Source organism: Arthrobacter sp. NPDC089319, assembly GCF_040684925.1.
Lineage (GTDB): Bacteria > Actinomycetota > Actinomycetes > Actinomycetales > Micrococcaceae > Crystallibacter.
This window is the reverse complement of record NZ_JBFBGZ010000003.1, coordinates 239,655-257,575: the sequence shown is the minus strand read 5'-3', so window position 1 is coordinate 257,575 and position 17,921 is coordinate 239,655. Positions and strand designations below refer to the sequence as shown.

Annotated in this window: 17 protein-coding genes; 12 read left to right on the top strand and 5 right to left on the bottom strand. The window is 67.5% G+C overall.

The window, feature by feature from the left end; genetic code table 11:
* The first annotated feature begins 75 nt into the window (after positions 1-75).
* The 3 genes from AB0N75_RS06340 (at position 76) to AB0N75_RS06330 (ending at position 3,132) form a co-directional block, all read left to right on the top strand.
* Complete coding sequence (locus AB0N75_RS06340) at positions 76-981, top strand: sugar ABC transporter permease (protein WP_364646745.1); 906 nt, start codon at positions 76-78, stop codon at positions 979-981.
* The gene (locus tag AB0N75_RS06335; RefSeq protein ID WP_364646743.1) at positions 981-1,865 is read left to right on the top strand and encodes a carbohydrate ABC transporter permease; all 885 of its coding nucleotides are present in this window, start codon (positions 981-983) and stop codon (positions 1,863-1,865) included. The genes AB0N75_RS06340 and AB0N75_RS06335 overlap by 1 nt, the downstream gene beginning before the upstream one ends.
* A gap of 76 nt (positions 1,866-1,941) precedes the next feature.
* Complete coding sequence (locus AB0N75_RS06330; protein ID WP_364646740.1) at positions 1,942-3,132, top strand: glycosyl hydrolase; 1,191 nt, start codon at positions 1,942-1,944, stop codon at positions 3,130-3,132.
* A gap of 174 nt (positions 3,133-3,306) precedes the next feature.
* Here the strand turns inward: AB0N75_RS06330 and AB0N75_RS06325 are convergent, their stop codons facing one another.
* Positions 3,307-3,948 carry a hypothetical protein gene (locus tag AB0N75_RS06325; RefSeq protein WP_364646737.1) on the bottom strand — a complete coding sequence of 214 codons (642 nt, stop codon included), beginning with the start codon at positions 3,946-3,948 and terminating at the stop codon, positions 3,307-3,309.
* 158 nt (positions 3,949-4,106) lie between these two features.
* Here AB0N75_RS06325 and AB0N75_RS06320 point away from each other — a divergent pair, with 158 nt between their 5' ends.
* The gene (locus tag AB0N75_RS06320) at positions 4,107-5,198 is read left to right on the top strand and encodes a Gfo/Idh/MocA family oxidoreductase (RefSeq protein ID WP_364646734.1); all 1,092 of its coding nucleotides are present in this window, start codon (positions 4,107-4,109) and stop codon (positions 5,196-5,198) included.
* 105 nt (positions 5,199-5,303) lie between these two features.
* Here AB0N75_RS06320 and AB0N75_RS06315 read toward each other — a convergent pair whose 3' ends face one another.
* The 3 genes from AB0N75_RS06315 to purH form a co-directional block, all read right to left on the bottom strand.
* On the bottom strand, positions 5,304-7,529 hold the full coding sequence (locus AB0N75_RS06315) for an NADP-dependent isocitrate dehydrogenase (protein ID WP_364646731.1): 2,226 nt from the start codon (positions 7,527-7,529) through the stop codon (positions 5,304-5,306).
* A 218-nt stretch (positions 7,530-7,747) separates the two neighbouring features.
* Positions 7,748-8,011 carry a hypothetical protein gene (locus tag AB0N75_RS06310; RefSeq protein WP_364646728.1) on the bottom strand — a complete coding sequence of 88 codons (264 nt, stop codon included), beginning with the start codon at positions 8,009-8,011 and terminating at the stop codon, positions 7,748-7,750.
* Between the two features lie 136 nt (positions 8,012-8,147).
* A complete protein-coding gene (gene purH / locus AB0N75_RS06305; RefSeq protein ID WP_364646725.1) occupies positions 8,148-9,836 on the bottom strand; it encodes a bifunctional phosphoribosylaminoimidazolecarboxamide formyltransferase/IMP cyclohydrolase in 1,689 nt (562 codons plus the stop codon).
* Between the two features lie 132 nt (positions 9,837-9,968).
* Between purH and AB0N75_RS06300 the strand changes: the two genes are divergently transcribed.
* The 7 genes from AB0N75_RS06300 (at position 9,969) to AB0N75_RS06270 (ending at position 15,730) form a co-directional block, all read left to right on the top strand.
* Entirely contained in the window at positions 9,969-10,808 is an 840-nt protein-coding gene (locus AB0N75_RS06300; protein ID WP_364646722.1) for a hypothetical protein, read from the top strand.
* A 68-nt stretch (positions 10,809-10,876) separates the two neighbouring features.
* Positions 10,877-12,523 carry an AAA family ATPase gene (locus tag AB0N75_RS06295; RefSeq protein WP_364646719.1) on the top strand — a complete coding sequence of 549 codons (1,647 nt, stop codon included), beginning with the start codon at positions 10,877-10,879 and terminating at the stop codon, positions 12,521-12,523.
* 27 nt (positions 12,524-12,550) lie between these two features.
* On the top strand, positions 12,551-12,760 hold the full coding sequence (locus tag AB0N75_RS06290) for a DUF2997 domain-containing protein (RefSeq protein ID WP_364646716.1): 210 nt from the start codon (positions 12,551-12,553) through the stop codon (positions 12,758-12,760).
* The gene (locus AB0N75_RS06285) at positions 12,744-13,568 is read left to right on the top strand and encodes a 4Fe-4S single cluster domain-containing protein (protein WP_364646713.1); all 825 of its coding nucleotides are present in this window, start codon (positions 12,744-12,746) and stop codon (positions 13,566-13,568) included. The genes AB0N75_RS06290 and AB0N75_RS06285 overlap by 17 nt, the downstream gene beginning before the upstream one ends.
* Positions 13,565-14,041 (top strand): hypothetical protein, encoded by a 477-nt coding sequence (locus AB0N75_RS06280; RefSeq protein WP_364646711.1) that lies wholly within the window; start codon positions 13,565-13,567, stop codon positions 14,039-14,041. The genes AB0N75_RS06285 and AB0N75_RS06280 overlap by 4 nt, the downstream gene beginning before the upstream one ends.
* On the top strand, positions 14,028-14,885 hold the full coding sequence (locus AB0N75_RS06275) for a helix-hairpin-helix domain-containing protein (RefSeq protein ID WP_364646708.1): 858 nt from the start codon (positions 14,028-14,030) through the stop codon (positions 14,883-14,885). The genes AB0N75_RS06280 and AB0N75_RS06275 overlap by 14 nt, the downstream gene beginning before the upstream one ends.
* The gene (locus AB0N75_RS06270) at positions 14,885-15,730 is read left to right on the top strand and encodes a helix-hairpin-helix domain-containing protein (RefSeq protein ID WP_364646705.1); all 846 of its coding nucleotides are present in this window, start codon (positions 14,885-14,887) and stop codon (positions 15,728-15,730) included. Before AB0N75_RS06275 ends, AB0N75_RS06270 begins: the two co-directional genes overlap by 1 nt.
* A gap of 99 nt (positions 15,731-15,829) precedes the next feature.
* Here AB0N75_RS06270 and AB0N75_RS06265 read toward each other — a convergent pair whose 3' ends face one another.
* Positions 15,830-16,369 carry a hypothetical protein gene (locus AB0N75_RS06265; protein WP_364646702.1) on the bottom strand — a complete coding sequence of 180 codons (540 nt, stop codon included), beginning with the start codon at positions 16,367-16,369 and terminating at the stop codon, positions 15,830-15,832.
* Between the two features lie 145 nt (positions 16,370-16,514).
* Here AB0N75_RS06265 and AB0N75_RS06260 point away from each other — a divergent pair, with 145 nt between their 5' ends.
* Positions 16,515-17,867: an MFS transporter gene (locus AB0N75_RS06260; RefSeq protein WP_364646699.1), complete on the top strand. Its 1,353-nt coding sequence runs from the start codon at positions 16,515-16,517 to the stop codon at positions 17,865-17,867.
* Positions 17,868-17,921: the final 54 nt, after the last annotated feature.

The following is a 17,921-nucleotide window of genomic DNA, read 5'->3' as shown; positions in this document are numbered from 1 at the left end:
GGGCGGGCGCGGCAGAACCTCCGCGCCCGCCCTTCCACGTCCCACCCGGTGTGCCGGCGGCACAAGGAGAATTCGATGTTCAAGAAAGTCAAGACCTGGGGCCCGGCGCTAGCCCTGATCTCCCCGACCCTCGTCCTGCTGGCCGTCTTTGTCTACGCTCTGATTGCGGAGAACGTCCGCATCTCGATGACGAACCAGCATACTGCCCGGCCGTCGTCGGACTTCGTCGGCTTGGAGAACTACTTCCGGCTGTTCGGGGACGCAGATTTCCAGCACGCGCTGCGCAACCTGCTCCTGCTCACCGTGGTGTTCCTGGCCGGCACGCTGATCTTCGGTTTCCTCTGGGCATGGATCCTGGAGCGGCCCGCTTTCGGCGAGGGATTCTTCCGCTCGGTCTACCTCTTCCCGATGGCAGTGTCCTTCATCGCCTCCGGCGTGGTGTGGCGCTGGCTGCTTTCCAGCCTGCAGACCGACCAGTCCGGAGGTGAGCGCACCACCGGACTGAACCGGCTGCTGGACAGCGTGGGACTCGGCTTCCTACAGAACAGCTGGTGGTCGGACCCCAACTGGGGCATCGCCGCGATCGCCGTACCCGCCATCTGGCAGCTCTCCGGTTACGTGATGGCACTGTTCCTGGCCGGCTTCCGCGGCATCCCGGAAGAATTGCGCGAGGCGGCGCGGATCGACGGCTGCAGCGAATGGAAGCTCTACCGGCACGTCATCTTCCCGCAGTTGAGCCCGGTAATGCTTTCGGCCGTGATCATCATCGGCCACATGTCGTTGAAGTTGTTCGACCTAATCCGCGCCATCGTTCCGGATGCCAACACGTACGACATCCAGGTGCCGGCCACTATGATGTGGGTCAAGTACATCGGCAGCGACTACGCCGACTCGGCGGCCATCGGCACCATCATGCTGGTGCTCGTGGCGCTGGTGGTTGTTCCGTACCTCGTCTACACCTCGCGGCAGGAGAAACGCTGATGACCACCGCAACCGTCCCGCCGCCCGTCGAGGTCGCCCGGCCCCGGCCGCCGGCACCGCGCACCGGCCGGCAGCGAATGAACCGGACGCTCAAATACGCCATCCTGCTGCTGTTCGTGTTCGTGGTGCTGATTCCGGCCTACGTCCTGTTCATCACCAGCTTCAAGGGCCCGTCCGACGCCGATCCCTCCACCGCCTGGCTCCTGCCCACCACGTGGGAAACCACGGGCTGGGAAAAGGCCTGGGACACCCTGGCGCCGGCACTGGGCCGCACCTTCGCCATGGTGATTCCGGCGTCGATCATCTCCGCCTTCCTCGGCTCGATGAACGGCTTCGTGCTCTCGCGCTGGCGATTCCCGTACGCCAACGTCGTCTTTACGCTGATCCTGTTCGGCATGTTCATCCCGTACCAGGCAGTGATGATCCCGCTGACGCAGTTGATGCAGGGCCTCGGGGTACCCAACGGCATTCCCTCGCTGCTGGTGCTGCACATCGTCTACGGCCTGCCCATCTGCACGCTGATCTTCCGCAACTACTACGAGTCGGTTCCGGGCGAGCTGATCGAAGCCGCGCGAATGGACGGCGCGGGCCTGCTGCGCACCTACGCCTCGGTGATCCTGCCGATCTCCACCCCGGGCTTCGTGGTGGTGCTGATCTGGCAGTTCACCTCCGCGTGGAACGACTACCTGTTTGCAGCGTTCTTCTCCTCCGGTTCCAACGGGCCGGTGACCATCGCGCTGAGCTTCCTGGCCGGCGGGCAGCTGACCGACTACGCCGCCTCGATGGCCGGCGCGCTGATCGCCTCGCTGCCCACGCTGCTGGTCTACATCATCCTGGGCAAGTACTTCGTCGGCGGCCTGATGAGCGGTTCGGTCAAGGGCTGACTCCGGCGCTTGAGGGGGCGGTGTCTTTGGGCCGGGGCTAAACCGCGGCGGCGGTTCATGCTGAAGAATGGGGAGCGTGACTTTGAACCGGGCGTGGCAGACGGCCGCCTCTTCCGTGCTGCTGTTCCTGGGACTTTCCGCCTGTTCCGCAGACCCCTCCCCATCCACCGCCGCACCGTCTGATGCCGTGTGCGTTGCCCGCGATGGCGCATCCTTGGCCCCGAGGTCAGGGGCGCTGGCCGGCGTGAACCTGGACTGGGAGCAAGAGACACTGCAGGAATACGGCAAAAACCTGGGCCGCAGTCCGGCCGTGGTGGTCAGCTTCGCATCCTTCCCGTTGGGCACCGATGCCAAGGCAAACCTGGAAGCGGCGTTTGAACAGGTCCGAACCGAAGGCGGGATTCTGCTCCTGACCCTCGAGCCGCGGGCCGGACTGGCAGCGGTGACCTCCCAGGTCACGGATGACCTCGCCACCACTCTTGACCGTTACAACCGGGCCGGCGTGCCCGTAATCGTCCGCTTCGCCCACGAGATGAACGGATCCTGGTACGCATGGGGCCAGCAGCCGGACGCGTACAAGGCAGCGTTCCGCCGGGTGGCGGAGTCGATCCACCGCCTTGCCCCGGGCAGCGCCACGATGTGGGCACCGAACTATGGCGGCGGTTATCCGTTCGCCGGCGGACAGCACCAGTCCGGGCCGAAGAGCCGGGACTTCCTGGACTTGGACACCAACAAGGACGGGACGATCACCGGCGATGACGATCCGTACGCCCCGTACTATCCGGGCGATGAGGCCGTCGACTGGGTAGGGATGTCGCTCTACCACTGGGGCAACACCTACCCCTGGGGCGCCAACGTTGTGCCGGAAGAAGGAAAATTCCTGCAGCAGCTGACCGGGACGTATAACGGCGCCGGCGGCAACGACCTGGCCGTGCCGGATTTTTACGCCGAGTACGGCGCGGAACGCGGCAAGCCGGTGGCCGTTCCCGAAACGGCAGCGTTGAGCATTCCCGGTACGGGCGGCGCCAAGGAACTGGCGATCAAGCAGGCCTGGTGGCGTCAACTGTTCGATCCGCGCATCCCAGAGGATTACCCGCAGCTCAAGATGGTCAATTGGTTTGAATGGAACAAGCACGAGGTAGAGGTCGACGCCGTGGTGGACTGGCGCTCCATCGGCACCTCCCCCGTTGCCGAAGCTTTCACCGCAGACCTACCGGAGTGGTTCCGGTTCGCCGACCAGCCGCAGCCTTGCGTGCCCGGATCGTGAGCCATCCAGGCTCCGCTGACTGCTGGTTTCCAAAAGGGCACCGGGCGCGGCCGCACTGATCGGATTCGTGGGCTACCGACGGTTGATCCTCGCGGCCGCCGCCGGCTGCCTGCTAAGTATCCTGCCGATGCTCAGCAAGGCCGGCCGACGGACGGCGTATGAACCGGCTTCCGCTTAGATGTTGTGGCTGCCGCCTTCGCCGCGGCGAGGGTCGTCATTGCGAGGGTCATCAGCATTCCGGGTGTCATCGGTATACCGCGTCTCGTCGATGTGGCGGCCGGTTTCGTCGCCTTCTGTGGGGTAGGCGTCCCCCTCGCGGGCGGTGTCCGTGCCCGGGTCCGTGCCGCGGGTCGTATCGGTGCCTGCCGGACGGCCGGTGCCGGCGTCGCCGTGCTGGGAGCCGTCGTCGTGGTGGCGGTCCGACCTGCTGGCACGATCCTTGGTATTGATGTCCGGGTCCAGATCGTCGGCCTTGCGCAGCGTCTCCTCGCTCTCGCGCCGGATTCCCTGCGCGTCCTGCTGCCGCCGCTCGGCGTCCTGGCGCAGGCGCTCGGCCTCAATTTTGGCCCGCTCCGCCTCGGCGTCCGCGCGCTGGGCCTCGGCCTGCGCCTGCATGGCGTCCGCCTCACGCTCCCGTGCCTCCACCGACGACGCCTGCGCGCCCTGCCGCATCTCCGCTGCCTGCCGGCGGTGCTCTTCCTGCTCTTCGAGCTTGCGCTGCGTGCTCCGCTTCCGAGCAAAGAAGACGATGACTCCGATGATGATCAGGAGTACAACTATCGCGACGATGATGCCGACAATCATTCCGGTATCCATGTGCTGCTCCTCCTCGTAGTGTCGGAAATACTGAGCCTACTTACTTTGTACCATCCATAGGTCCACACCGGTAGGGCTCAGCTGCCGCGCGGGAGCGATGGGACAAAGGTTGAGCGTCCCCATGGACGTCCCAGCCGGTAGGCGGCCAAGATGGAGCCATGACACAACTTCCCCGCATCGCGCCGCCGCCCTGCCTCGCGCCCGGTTCGCCCGGCCCGCTCCAGGCCACCGGCCGTCCGCTGCGCTGGGGCGTGGTGTCTACCGGAGCCATTGCCACCCTGGTCAGCGAAGACCTCGCCCGGTTGGCCGACGCCGTGCTGCAAGCCGTCAGCTCGCGCAATCATGCCAACGCCGCGGCCTTCCGGCGGCGCTTCGGTTTCGCTACCGCCTATTTCGACGGCGATGCCGGAGCCGGCTACGACCAACTCTTCGCCGACCCGGAGGTGGACGTGGTCTACGTGGCCACGCCGCACGGCCAGCACTACGGGATCGCCCGGCGCGCCTTGGAAGCCGGCAAGCACGTGCTGTGTGAAAAATCGCTGACCATCAATGCGCGGGAAGCCCTGGAGCTGACCGAGCTGGCGGCCGACCGCGGGCTGTTCCTGATGGAAGCGGTCTGGACGCGGTTCCTGCCCATCATCAACCGTGCGTGGGAGATCCTGGCCTCCGGCGAGCTCGGCGAGGTCCGCTGGGTGCAGGCCGACCTCGGGTTTCCTGCCGTCTACGACCCGGCAGCCCGGCTCTGGAACCCTGCCGCAGGCGGCGGTGCGCTGCTGGACCTGGGCGTCTATCCGCTGACCTGGGCGCTGGGATCGCTGGGCTTCCCGCAGACGGTCTCCGCCACCGGCCTGGTCAACGACGACGGCGTGGACGCCCAGAACGCCATGACGCTCAGCTACGGCTCGGGCGCGCAGGCGCAGTTGGCCTGTTCGTTGCAGGCGGCCTCGCCGCGCACGGCCACGGTGGCCTGCACCGGCGGCTGGCTGCGGAGCAACGCGCCGCTGCACCACCCCACCGAGGTGACCATCGAGCCGCATCTGGGCGAGGCACGGGTGGAAACCTTCCCGAAGGTCGGCCACGGCTACGTTTTTGAACTGCGGGAGGTCACCCGCTGCATCCAGGCCGGCCTGCAACAGAGCCCCACCATGCCGTGGGCGGACACCGTGGACACCATGCGGCTTTTCGACGGCGTGCGCGCCCAGCTAGGCGTGAGCTACGCCAATGACCGAGCCGTCCCGGTCACGGACTGAGCTGCTGAAGCACGACGGCGGCCGGCGCACCTTCACGCGGAAGGTGCGCCGGCCGCCGTCGTTATTCAGGGCCGTGAGCCGGGCGCAGCCGCCCGGCTCCGATGGCTACGCTTCGGTCAGCGTGGCCACAATGCGGTTCAGCGTGGCCGACGGGCGCATGACCTCGGCGGCCTTGGCCTCGTCCGGCCGGTAGTAGCCGGCCAGGTCCACCGGGGAACCCTGCACGGCGTTGAGTTCGCCGACGATGGCCTCTTCGTTCTGGGCCATCTCGGAGGCAAGGCCGGAGAAGGCCGCGGCCAGCTCGGTGTCGGCGGTCTGCTTGGCCAGCTCCTGTGCCCAGTACAGGGCCAGGTAGAAGTGGCTGCCGCGGTTGTCCAGCTCGCCGGCCTTGCGCTTGGGCGACTTGTTCTCCAGCAGGAACGTCCCGGTGGCTGCGTCCAGCGTGTCGGCCAGGATCTGGGCACGGGCATTGTCCGTGCTGGTGGCCAGATGCTCGAAGGACACCGCCAGGGCCAGGAACTCGCCCAGCGAATCCCATCGCAGGTGGTTCTCGGAGAGCAACTGCTGGACGTGCTTCGGAGCGGAGCCGCCGGCGCCGGTCTCGAACAGGCCGCCGCCGTTGATCAGCGGCACGATCGAGAGCATCTTGGCGCTGGTGCCCAGCTCCAGGATCGGGAACAGGTCGGTCAGGTAGTCGCGGAGCACGTTGCCGGACACCGAGATGGTGTCCTCGCCCTTGCGGATGCGCTCCACGGTGAAGGCGGTGGCCTCCACCGGGGACATGATCTCGATCTGCAGGCCCTCGGTGTCGTGCTCCTTGAGGTACTCGGTCACCTTGGCGATCAGGTTGGCGTCGTGCGCGCGGGTCTCGTCCAGCCAGAAAACGGCAGGGGTCTGGCTGGCGCGGGCGCGGGTCACGGCCAGCTTCACCCAGTCGCGGATGGGCAGGTCCTTGGTCTGGCAGGCGCGCCAGATATCACCCGGGAACACCTGGTGCTCGATCAGCACGGTTCCGGCCGCGTCAACAATCTGCACGGTGCCGGCGGCCTGGATCTCGAACGTCTTGTCATGGCTGCCGTATTCTTCGGCAGCCTGGGCCATCAGGCCCACGTTGGGAACGGTGCCCATGGTGGTCGGATCGTAGGCGCCGTTGGCGCGGCAGTCGTCGATCACCACTTGGTAGATTCCGGCGTAGGAGCTGTCCGGCAGCACGGCCAGCGTGTCGGCTTCCTGGCCGTCCGGTCCCCACATGTGGCCGGAGGTGCGGATCATGGCCGGCATCGACGCGTCCACAATGACGTCGGAGGGGACGTGCAGGTTGGTGATGCCCTTGTCGGAGTCCACCATGGCGATCGCGGGGCCCTGGTCCAGGCCCTTGTTGATCAGCTCCTGGACACCCTTGCGGTCCTCGGGATCCAGCGCGTCCAGCCCGTTCAGGATGGAGGCCAGGCCGTTGTTCGGGCTCAGGCCTGCTGCCGCCAGCTTGTTGCCGTAGGTCTCGAACAGCTCGGAGAAGTAGGCCTTGACCACGTGGCCGAAGATGATCGGGTCGGAGACCTTCATCATGGTGGCCTTCAGGTGCGCGGAGAAGAGCACGCCTTCTTCCTTGGCGCGGGCAACCTGGGCGGCCAGGAACTCGTCCAGGGCGGCGGCGCGCATCACGGTGCCGTCGATGACCTCGCCGGCCAGCACCGGGAAGGAGTCCTTCAGCACCGTGACCGTGCCGTCCTCGGCCACCAGCTGGATCTTGATCTTGCCGTCGGCCGGGATCACCACGGACTTCTCGTTGGAGCGGAAGTCGTCCGCGTCCATGGTGGCCACGTTGGTCTTGGAATCCGCGGTCCAGGCACCCATGCTGTGCGGGTTCTTGCGGGCGTAGTTCTTCACCGACAGCGGCGCGCGGCGGTCCGAGTTGCCCTCGCGCAGCACCGGGTTGACCGCGGAGCCCTTGATCTTGTCATAGCGGGCGCGGATGTCCTTCTCCTCGTCGGAGGAGGGATCGTCCGGGTAGTCCGGCAGCGCGTAGCCGTGGTCCTGCAGTTCCTTGATGGCCGCCTTCAGCTGCGGCACGGAGGCGCTGATGTTCGGCAGCTTGATGATGTTGGCTTCCGGCTGCTTGGCCAGTTCGCCCAGTTCGGCCAAGGCGTCGCCGATCCGCTGTTCCGCGGTGAGGTAGTCGCCGAAAACGGCGATGATCCGGCCGGCGAGCGAGATGTCGCGGGTCTCCACTTCCACACCCGCCGTGGAGGCGTAGGCCTCAACGATCGGCAAGAACGAATACGTGGCCAGCATCGGCGCTTCGTCGGTGTGGGTATAGATAATCTTGGCCATGGGTGAGGCGTCTCCCTGCAAAAAGTGGGTCTTCAGTGTTTACTCAACTCCTCCAATTTACCCGAGGAGGCTGAATCGGTCCCGGTCGAAGACGCGCACCCTTCATGCAGAACAGCGGCGGGCAGGCGCAGTGCGGCCCATCTCACCCACCTTTGGGCCGCTCCCCTGCCGCGTCCCAAGCACGACGGCGGCGCCCAACCTCCCCGAGGCGGCTTGCCTCAGAGTCCGGTGCCGGGACCAAAGACCTGCGAGCGGTGCGCGGCGTTGCCTTGTTCCAGATGGGTGTCCTTGCTGCCGCCGCCCGGCCGGGTTGCCTCGGCCTCCCGCACGGCATCATGCCGGCCGGCCGACTCATAGGAGCGCGGTTTGCGCAGTTTGGATGCCAGGAAGAAGGCCACGGCCCCGGCCACGAGGACCACCACAATCACCACGCCCAGCCAGATGTCGCCCGTTCCCGCCGCCGTGGTTTGCATCGCCAGCACAGTGTGCCTCCTTTAACCGCCGGTGCCGGACACACCGGTCCCCCTTGAACCTATGTGTCCGGCACTGTACTGGCAAGCATTCCGCCTATGGTCTTCGGATCCGTTCCCGCGCGGAAGCCGCCGGGGACGGCACTTGCTAGTGGAAGAAGTGGCGCGCTCCGGTGAAGTACATGGTGATGCCGGCCGCCTGGGCCGCCGCCACTACTTCCTCGTCCCGGACGGATCCGCCCGGCTGCACCACGGCGCGGACGCCGGCGTCGATGAGGATCTGCAGCCCGTCGGCGAACGGGAAGAAGGCATCGGAGGCAGCCACGGCACCGCGGGCCCGCTCGGGCGCTCCGGCGTCCTGCACGTTGGCCGCCCCGCCGGCAGCGTCGGCTCCGCCGCCGACCGCCACGCCCAGGGTGTTGGCCCGCTCCACGGCCAGCCGGCAGGAATCGAGCCGGTTGACCTGGCCCATCCCGATGCCCACTGCTGCACCATTGGCTGCGACCAGAATGGCGTTGGACTTGGCCGAGCGCACCGCGTGCCAGGCGAAGGCCAGATCAGCCAGCGTCGCGTCGTCTGCGGCCTCGCCGGCGGCCAGCGTCCAGTTGGCGGGGTCGTCGCCGTCTGCGTCGATCCGGTCCGATGCCTGCAGCAGCATGCCGCCGGAGACCTGCTTGTATTCGACCGTGTCCCGGGCGAAGCCCTCGGGCAGGACGAGCAGTCTGATGTTCTTTTTCTGCGCCAGGATCTCGACGGCTTCCGGATCAAAGCCCGGGGCCACGACTACCTCGGTGAAGATGTCCTTGACCGTGTTGGCCATGCCGGCCGTCACCGTTCGGTTTGCCGCGATGACGCCGCCGAACGCGGACACCGGGTCGGTCGCGTGCGCCTTGGCGTGTGCATCGGCGATCGGATCCGCGGCGCCCGGGGAGGCAACGGCGATGCCGCACGGGTTGGCGTGCTTGACCACTGCAACGGCGGGCTGGGCGAAATCGAATGCTGCCCGCACGGCGGCGTCGGCGTCCACATAGTTGTTGAAGCTCATGGCCTTGCCGTGCAACTGCACAGCCTGGGCGATGCCGGGCTCCGCGCCGGCCTCCACATACAGAGCGGCGGCCTGGTGCGGGTTTTCGCCGTAGCGCAGCGACTCCGAGCGCTCCAGCGCCAGGCCTGCGTAGGGCGGGAATTTCGGCGCCTCGGCCGCGCCGGATTCGGCAGCCTCGGCGTCATCGCCGAACTGCTCGGCGGTCCACTTGGCCACAGCGGTGTCGTAGGCGGCGGTGTGCGCAAACGCCAGCGAAGCCAGCCGGCGGCGGGTCTTCAGGTCGAAGCCACCGGATGCGGCAGCCTCCACCACATCGCCGTAGCCGGCCGGATCGACGACCACGGCCACGCTCGGATGGTTCTTCGCGGCGGCGCGCACCATCGAGGGTCCGCCGATGTCGATCTGCTCGACAACCTCGTCCTGGCTGGCGCCGGACTTCACGGTCTGCACGAACGGGTAGAGGTTGACCACCACCAGGTCGAACGGCTCGACGTCGAGCTCCTTGAGCTGCCTGATGTGGTCGTCCAGCCGGCGGTCGGCCAGGATGCCGGCGTGGACGCGCGGGTGCAAGGTCTTGACCCGCCCGTCCAGGCATTCCGGGAACCCGGTGACCTCGGAGACTTCGGTGACCGGAACGCCGGCGGCGGCAATCTTCTTCGCCGTCGAGCCGGTGGACACGATGCTGACCCCGGCGGTGTGCAGGCCCTGCGCCAGCTCCTCCAGCCCGGTCTTGTCGTACACCGAGATCAACGCACGGCGGATGGGAACACGGTCAAGCTGCTTCAAGCTCACGCAAATCTCCAAGGATGGATGGCTTCGGGGATGGTCCAAGTCTAGCGTCGGGCCCCTCTCCGGCACCGACTGTGAAGCCGGTCCGCGGTGTGGGTAACCTCATGAAGGGCAGCAGAAGGAGAACAGAAGAACATGTCAGCACCGGCGGCGGAGGACGCGGCACTGCGGATCGGCCGCTTTTCACTGGCGGTGTGGCTTGTCGGGCTGCTGATCCTCGGCGGAGCGCTGGCCTTTGCCGCGCCGCGGCTGCTGCCGCACCTGTTCAGCGCCGACTGGGACCAAGGTTCCGCCGCACAGTCGGCGGCGGAACCCGAGCCGGCAGGGGGCGACGCGGGTGCCGCACCTTTCCCCGGCGACGCAAGCAGCGGGGGCGACGGCGGCAGCGGGACTGCTGCGAGCGCCGGGCCGGCGCCGGAGGACGAAACTCCGGTGCAATCCGACCGGGCCGGCAGCTACTCGGGCTCCGGCAACGCCGCCATCGATTACCAGCGCCCGGCCGGCTACGACGGGCCGTTCGAGATCGTGGTCAACAGCGGCGTCGATGTCAGCGTGGCGGTGGACGACCCGGACAATCCGGAGTGGCCAGTCCACTTTCTCTACAGCTCCGCCGACCGGGCCGAACCGGCCGCCGGGCTCCTGGCCCCGGCACGGGATGAGTTCACCCTCACCATCGAGGCTGAAGGCGACTGGCAGCTGGAGGTCCGGCCGGTCCCCTATGCCGAGTTGGAAGACGGAACGGTCTCCGGCAACGGACCGGCACTGGTGCGCTATGAGGGCGAGGAAGTGCTGGCCGAATTCACCTACAAGGGTGAATCCAACATCGCCGTCTACACCTGGCAGGAATCGCGCCGGAACCTGGTGGTCAACAAGATCGGCAGCAACTCCACCAGGTTCTCCTGGCAGCCATACCCGGTGACCTATTTCCTGGTGGACACCACCGACGGCAGATGGAGCTTCCGTGTTGGCCACTGAGGACCGCGCCTGAAGTGTGCCTAAAGTAGAGCCAAATCCCGATTCAGTTCCTTCAAAGGGAGACCACCATGTCGTTTGCCGAAACGCTTGACCAAGCGTTCAAGGCCCGCATCCCCGTGCTGTACGTGGAAAGCCACGAGGAAGCACGGGTGCACGCCGAAGTGCTCAAGTGCGCCGCCGCCCTGCGCACGCCGCGGCCGGTGTGGACCTGGAACGCCAGCAGCGGGCTGATCTCCCCCGGCGACGGCCAGCAGTCCAACACCACCGCCCCGGCCCGGGCCTTGGACCGGGTGCTCGGCGCGCACGACCCCGGCGTTTTCATCTTCTTCGACCTGCACGCCTACTTCGGCACCGACCAGCGTCCGGCGGACCCCGAAGTGGTCCGGAAGGTCCGCGAAATCTCCGCCGCCTTCCGGCAGGGCAGCGCCGGGCGGGTGCTGATCATCGTGGCGCCGCTGCTGCGGATTCCGCCGGAACTGGACAAGTCCGTCACGCTGGTGGATTTTCCGCTGCCCAGCCATGCCGAGATCCAAGCCATGCTTACCCACATGATCAGCCAGAATTCCGACGGCGGACGGATCAAGGTCGAGCTCAGCGACGCCGACCAAGAGAACATGGTCCAGGCGGCGCTCGGCCTGACCATGGCGGAGGCAGAGAACGCCTTTGCCCGCGCCATGGTCGACGACGGCGAGCTGACCGCCGATGACGTGAAGGTGGTGCTGGACGAAAAGCGACAGACCATCCGCAAGTCCGGGCTGCTGGACTATGTGGACGTCAAGATCAGCCTCGACGAGGTCGGCGGCCTGAACAACCTCAAGCGCTGGCTGGCCAAACGCCAGGGATCCTGGCTGGATGCGGCAGCGGACTTCGGCCTCCCCTCACCCAAGGGCGTGCTGATCACCGGCGTCCCCGGCTGCGGGAAGTCCCTGACCGCCAAGGCGATGGCTTCGGGCTGGGGGCTGCCGCTGCTGCGCATGGACATCGGCCGGGTCTTCTCCGGGCTGGTCGGCTCCAGCGAGCAGAACATGCGGAACGCCATCGCCACCGCCGAAGCCATCTCCCCGGCCATCCTGTGGATCGACGAGATCGAGAAGGGCTTCGCCGGCACCAACGGCGAAGGCGATTCGGGCACCTCATCCCGGGTCTTCGCGTCCTTCCTGACCTGGATGCAGGAGAAACGCCATCCGGTCTTCGTCGTCGCCACAGCCAACAACATCGACCGGCTGCCGCCGGAGTTCATGCGCAAGGGCCGGTTTGACGAGATCTTCTTCGTGGACCTGCCCAGTGACGCCGAACGCCGGGTGATCTGGCAGATCCAGATGGCCGGACAGGCCACCACGGCCAACCAGCTGGGCGCCATCGCCAACGATCCAGCCGCCGTCGAACTCCTCGCCGACGCGTCGGAGAACTACTCCGGCGCGGAGATCGAACAGGCCGTGGTCGCCGCGCTCTTCGACGCTTACGCCGAACGCCGCCACGTGCTTCTGGCCGACCTGCAGCGCGCAGTCGCCAACATGATCCCGCTGGCCATCACCCAGGCGGAGGAGGTCAGCGCCATCCGGCAATGGGCGGCGTTGCGGGCGGTCGGAGCCACCGGCAGCGAGGATCTGGACACCGGCACCCGGCATCCGGCTGACCAGCAGCAACCCACCGGCCCCCCGCCGGCCGTAGCGTCGGGCCAGCCCATCCGCGGCGGCCGCACCGTGGACTTCTAGACAGCATTCGATTCCGCAGGAGAAGCGATGGACCAGCAACAGCTCATTGTCACGGTGGGGCCCGACGGCTCCGTTGCGGCCGAAACCCGCAACATCTTCGGCGCCGACTGCCTGGACTACATCACGGTGCTCGAGGACCTGCTGGAAGCGGAAACCGTCTCCAGTTCCTACACCGAGGACTATGCCCGCACCGCGGTCACCGCCAGCAACTACGTGCGCAATGAGTCGGCAGACTAGGCCCGCTGCGCCCGACCAGCCAGCCGGACTGGCACCGGAGGCACGGATCAACAACGGCACAGTCCCGACGCGGACCGATGCCGGAACCATCAGGTATGCCCGGTTCCTGCCGGCTACCGACGCCGAAGGACCCGGACGGCGGGCTGCGCTCTGGCTGCAAGGCTGCTCCATCAGGTGCCCCGGCTGCTTCAACCCCCACCTTTGGGCCGATCGCGGCGCAGACCTGGTCCCGACCGTGGAACTCGCCGCCGAGCTTGTTGCCCAAGCGGCGGCTGCCGGGTCCCAAGGGCTGACCCTGCTGGGCGGCGAACCCTTCGAGCAGGCGGCGGCCAGCACCGTCGTCGCGCGTGCCTTCCGGGACGCCGGGTTGTCCGTGATGACCTTCACCGGCTACCGGCACCAGGACCTGCAACGCTGGGCGGTCGGCCGGGAGGACATCGCCGGCCTGCTGGCTGCCACCGATCTGCTGGCCGACGGGCCTTATCTGCAGGACCGGCCTGAACTGCAGCGGCCGTGGATCGGTTCCACCAATCAGGGCCTGACCGCGCTGACCGGCCGCTACCGGCATCTGCTCGAGGACATCGGCGCCCAGCGGGACCGGATTGAAATCCGGATTGCTCCCGACGGCACCGTCGGGCTGAACGGCTGGGCCTCCGATGACCAATTGGACGCGCTGCTGGCCGGTCTGGGAACCCGCGCCGACCGGCCCGGCGCGGCTGCCACCCGCCGCACCGCCTCCCGCCAGACTCTTGACCCCATCATGTTCCGCCCGGTCCAGGCCGGCACCCGACCAGGAGAAACCCCGTGAGTGTTTCCGTGCTGCTGATCCCCGCGGCCATCGCCGCCGTCGCCGCCGTCAACAGCGCCATCGACAACAAGGCCAAGAACCGAGCGGAGAAGGTCCAGGAGGCAGCGATACCTCAGGTCCAGGTGCGCACCCGCATGCGGGACCTGGACTTGCTGCAGGCCGCCCTGGCGGACACCCAGGCCCAGGTCACCCGTGCCGCGGCGGACTCGCTCGAGGCCACCTGGGCGGACGCCACTGCGGTGTTCGAACGCGACGCCGAAGGCATCTGGCAGGTCCACTTCAGCGGCGAGGACGTTGACCGGCGGCGGGCGGGCGAAATCGTCCAGGCCATCGACGCCGCCTACGCCCGGAGGGTCCAGCAGGCGGTGGTCCGGAAGCTGCGCGAACGGGCGCACACCGCGGGCTTGGAACTCGCGTCGGAGACGGTCGAAGAAGACCAAAGCGTCACCATGGTCCTGAATGTCCGCCGCTGACCAAAACGCCGCACCCACCGGCCGGTCGGGCAAGCCGGCGGTCCTCTGGCTGGTTGCCGGCAGCCTGTGGTTACTGCTGCCGCTGCTCGGCATTGGGTTCCTGGGTTGGGCCGGCTTCGTGCTGATCGGCCTGCTGGCCCGCCGTGCAGCCTGGCTGTCCGCCGGCGGCCTCTATCTGGTGGTGCTGGTCATCTCGCTCTTCATGAATGAAGAAGCCGGGCGCACCGCCAGACTCCTGATCTGGGCCATCAGCTCGCTGCATGCGCTGGGCGTCAACCAGGTTTGGCTGCGCAACCGCTGGGCGGAGGCCTCCGGCTCCACCGGTAGCGTGTGGACGGCGCTCCTCCGCAAGTCGGCCGCGGACAGTGCCTTGGACAGCACGACGGCGATGCCCACCGTCCGCGCGCTGCTCCGCCGCCGCTCCGGCGCCGCCCCGGTCACCCGCGATCCAGCCCCGGCACTTGCCCCTGCCCCCGGCCGTGGCTTTGCCCCCGGCCCTGCCGGCCCGGCCGCCGAACTCCTCAACGCTCCCGGTCTCGACGCCGCCGGTTACTACGCCGGCACCGCCGCTTCCCGCACCGCCGCGTCGTCCAGCCGGCCGCCCGAGCCCGTTGACGTCAATAGTGCGTCGGCGGCTGCGTTGCAGAAGTTGCCAGGGCTAAGCCGGCATAAGGCGCGCAAGGCCGTCCGGCTTCGCAAAGAGCGGGGGCCGTTCCGGTCGGTGGAAGACTTCTGCGCCTCACTGGCCGTGCCTGGCCCGGAGTTGGCCCGGCTCCGCCCACTCATCGCCTGCAAGCTCCCGCCGGCCCAGCCGGTGTCCTTCGGAAGGTCGGTGGATTACTGATGGCAGCCGCACAGCCCCCGGTGGGATGGAATCTCCGCCAGAGCCTCTGGCTGCTGGTGCCCCTGGGCAGCTTTGGTTTCCTGGGCGGCGCCGCCTTGCTGGTGGTGGGTTCCAGGGCCAAGCGACCGTTGTGGTGGATCCTCGGTCTGGTTCACCTCACGCTCAGCGGTGTAGCGCTGGCCCTGCTCGACGGCGTCGGAGTACGCGAAGATGTCGCCACTTGGCTGCTGCTCACCTGCTGGTTGGCCGGGAGCAGCTTCGCCGTCGCCATCAATCCCGAGTACTTGCGGTTCAAGTGGGACCGCGACCGTGCCGCGGCCCAGCCGCCCCGCACCACCGGACGCACCACCGGTGCCCGCTCGGGCAGCCAGCTCAACACCCGGCGCCAACCGCGTGACCGGGCGCGCGGAGTCAACGGCAAGCCGGCGACCCGAGCCGGTTCCCGCAACAGGGCCAAGGCACCGGGAGCCGGAGGATCCGGGAAATCCCCCTCGGCTCGCCGCGGCTCGGCGGCTTCGGCCAGCGCGCAGACCGCTGCCGGCGGGCCCGCACTGCCCTCGAATCCGGCGGGTGCTGCCTCATCGGCACGTGCCGCCACAGCGGTCGAAGCCGTTGACGTCAACAATGCCACCGCCGGCGAACTGGAAACCCTACCGGGATTCTCCCCGGCACTCGCCAACAAAGCAGTCGAGGCCAGGCAGAAGCGCGGCGGCTTCACCTCCGAACAGGATTTTGCCGCCGCATTGGACCTGGCGCCGCACATCTTCCAACGGCTGCGTGGCCGCATCGTCTGCGGGCGCACGCCGCAGGCCCCGCCGTCGTTCGGCCGGATCGTCGACTACTGACACCGGCCAAACCGCGGCCGGGCGCGGGCGGTTTCAATAGCGCCAGGTCCCGATGCGCTAGGGGTGCAGTCGGGACCTGGCGGGTTCTTTGGCCGCTGGTCAGTCAGCGCTCTGTGCGCTCGGGGCGGATGCAGCAGATTGCGCGGAGACCGGCGACGGCGCGCTCTGCGCCGAGGCCGGGCTGGCCGCCGACTGAGCCGAAACCGGCGACGGCGCACTCTGCGCCGAGGCCGGGCTGGCCGCCGACTGAGCCGAAACTGGCGACGGCGCGCTCTGCGCCGAGGCCGGGCTGGCCGCCGACTGAGCCGAAACCGGCGACGGGGCACTCTGGGCCGAGTCCGGGCTGGCCGCCGACTGAGCCGAAACCGGCGACGGAGCACTCTGCGCCGAGGCAGCGCTGGCAGCCGACTGGGCTGTCACGGCCGACACGGCTGTTTTTACATCCTGCTGGTCGAGATTCACCGCAGCCGGGGAGACGGTGGTTGCCACGACGGGAGCGATGGCGGGTGTTTCCGCTGCCTGGACGATACCGGGACCCGCCTCAACGTTCCCGAAGGCCGAATCCGCGACGGCGGATCCTGCGCCGATTGCCATCACGCCTAGAGTTCCGGTCGCGATCCACAGAGTGCGCTTGTTCATGTTCTGCCTTTCACGGTGCATTGCGAGGTGCTGATGACTCAAGAATGCACACCGAAAGTGAGACGTTGAGGAGAACTCAATGAGAACCCTCTCATCTGTTGCACACGACTAGAGTGTGAATAGTTGCTCCGTTGGAAGGCCATGAATGACGCAGACCGCTTCCCTGCCCACCGGCGACCAGGTCGTGCAGGAACTTCCTTGGCGTTGGCGGGTTCAAGGCAAGATTTTCCTGCTCGGCGGACTCGGCTTCATGTTCGACGCTTGGGACGTGACGCTCAACGGCGTCCTGATCCCGCTGTTGTCCGACCACTGGGACCTCGTTCCGGCCCAAGCTGCCTGGATCGGCACGGCGAACCTGATCGGCATGGCACTCGGTGCCTTCATCTGGGGATCGATCGCCGACCTCATCGGCCGCAAGACGGCGTTCACCGCCACGCTGTTGGTCTTCTCGATCTTCACCGTCTGCGGGGCCTTCGCACCCGACATTGTCTGGTTCTGCGTTTTCCGGTTCATCGCAGGCTTCGGCTTGGGCGGCTGCGTGCCCGTTGACTACGCGCTGGTCGGCGAATTCACCCCGCGCCGGCTGCGCGGCCGCGTCCTCACCGCGATGGACGGCTGGTGGCCGGTCGGCGCCGCGCTTTGCGGTTTCGTCTCGGCCATCATCATGGCCACCGTGGCCGACTGGCGCTTCACCATGCTGATCATGGTCCTGCCCGCCCTGCTGGTCTTCTGGGTCCGCAGGTCCGTGCCCGAATCCCCGCTCTATCTGGTCAGCCGCGGCCGCACGGAAGAGGCCGAGCGGGTCATCAACGGCATGATCGAACGGACCGGCGGAACCGTTCGCGACTGGCGGCTGCCCGAACCGAGCGAGGCACCGCGCCTCTCCGCCGTCAACGTGCTGGTGCAGTTCAAAGCCGTCTGGAAATTCAACTGGAAGATCACGACGGCGGCCTGGGCCCTGTTCTTCAGCATCCTGCTGGTCTACTACCTGGCGCTGACCTGGATGCCCATCATCCTCATCGACGCTGGATTCGCCGCAGCGCGAGCCTTCCTCACCACGGCCGGCATGGCCGCCGTCGGTCTGGTGGGCGTCATCATCGCCGCGTACTTCGTCGAGAAGACCGGACGGAAGTGGATCCTCGCCATCACCGGTCCGTTGTCGGCGCTGGCGCTCGTCGCCGTCGCACTTTTGATTGACGTTCCCCCGGCGGTGGTGGCCCTGCTGCTGGTCTACGGGATGGTGGTGCAGATCGCCATTCCCGTGCTGTACACCTATGTCTCCGAGCTCTACCCCACCGAGCTACGCGGGTCGGGCTTCGGCTGGGCCTCGACGTTCTCCCGCGTTGGAGCCGGCTTCGGCCCGCTGATCTTCGCGTCGATCATGTGGCCGTATCTGGGCCTTGCATGGTCCTTCGCCATCGCCGGCGTCTTGGTGCTGATCGCGGTGCTGTGGATGGCACGCTTCTCCCCCGAGACCAAGGGCGCCGAACTTCTCTAATTCGGGCAGTGGCTCGCACGGCTCCCGAACCCATATGCGCCCTTCCACCATCTG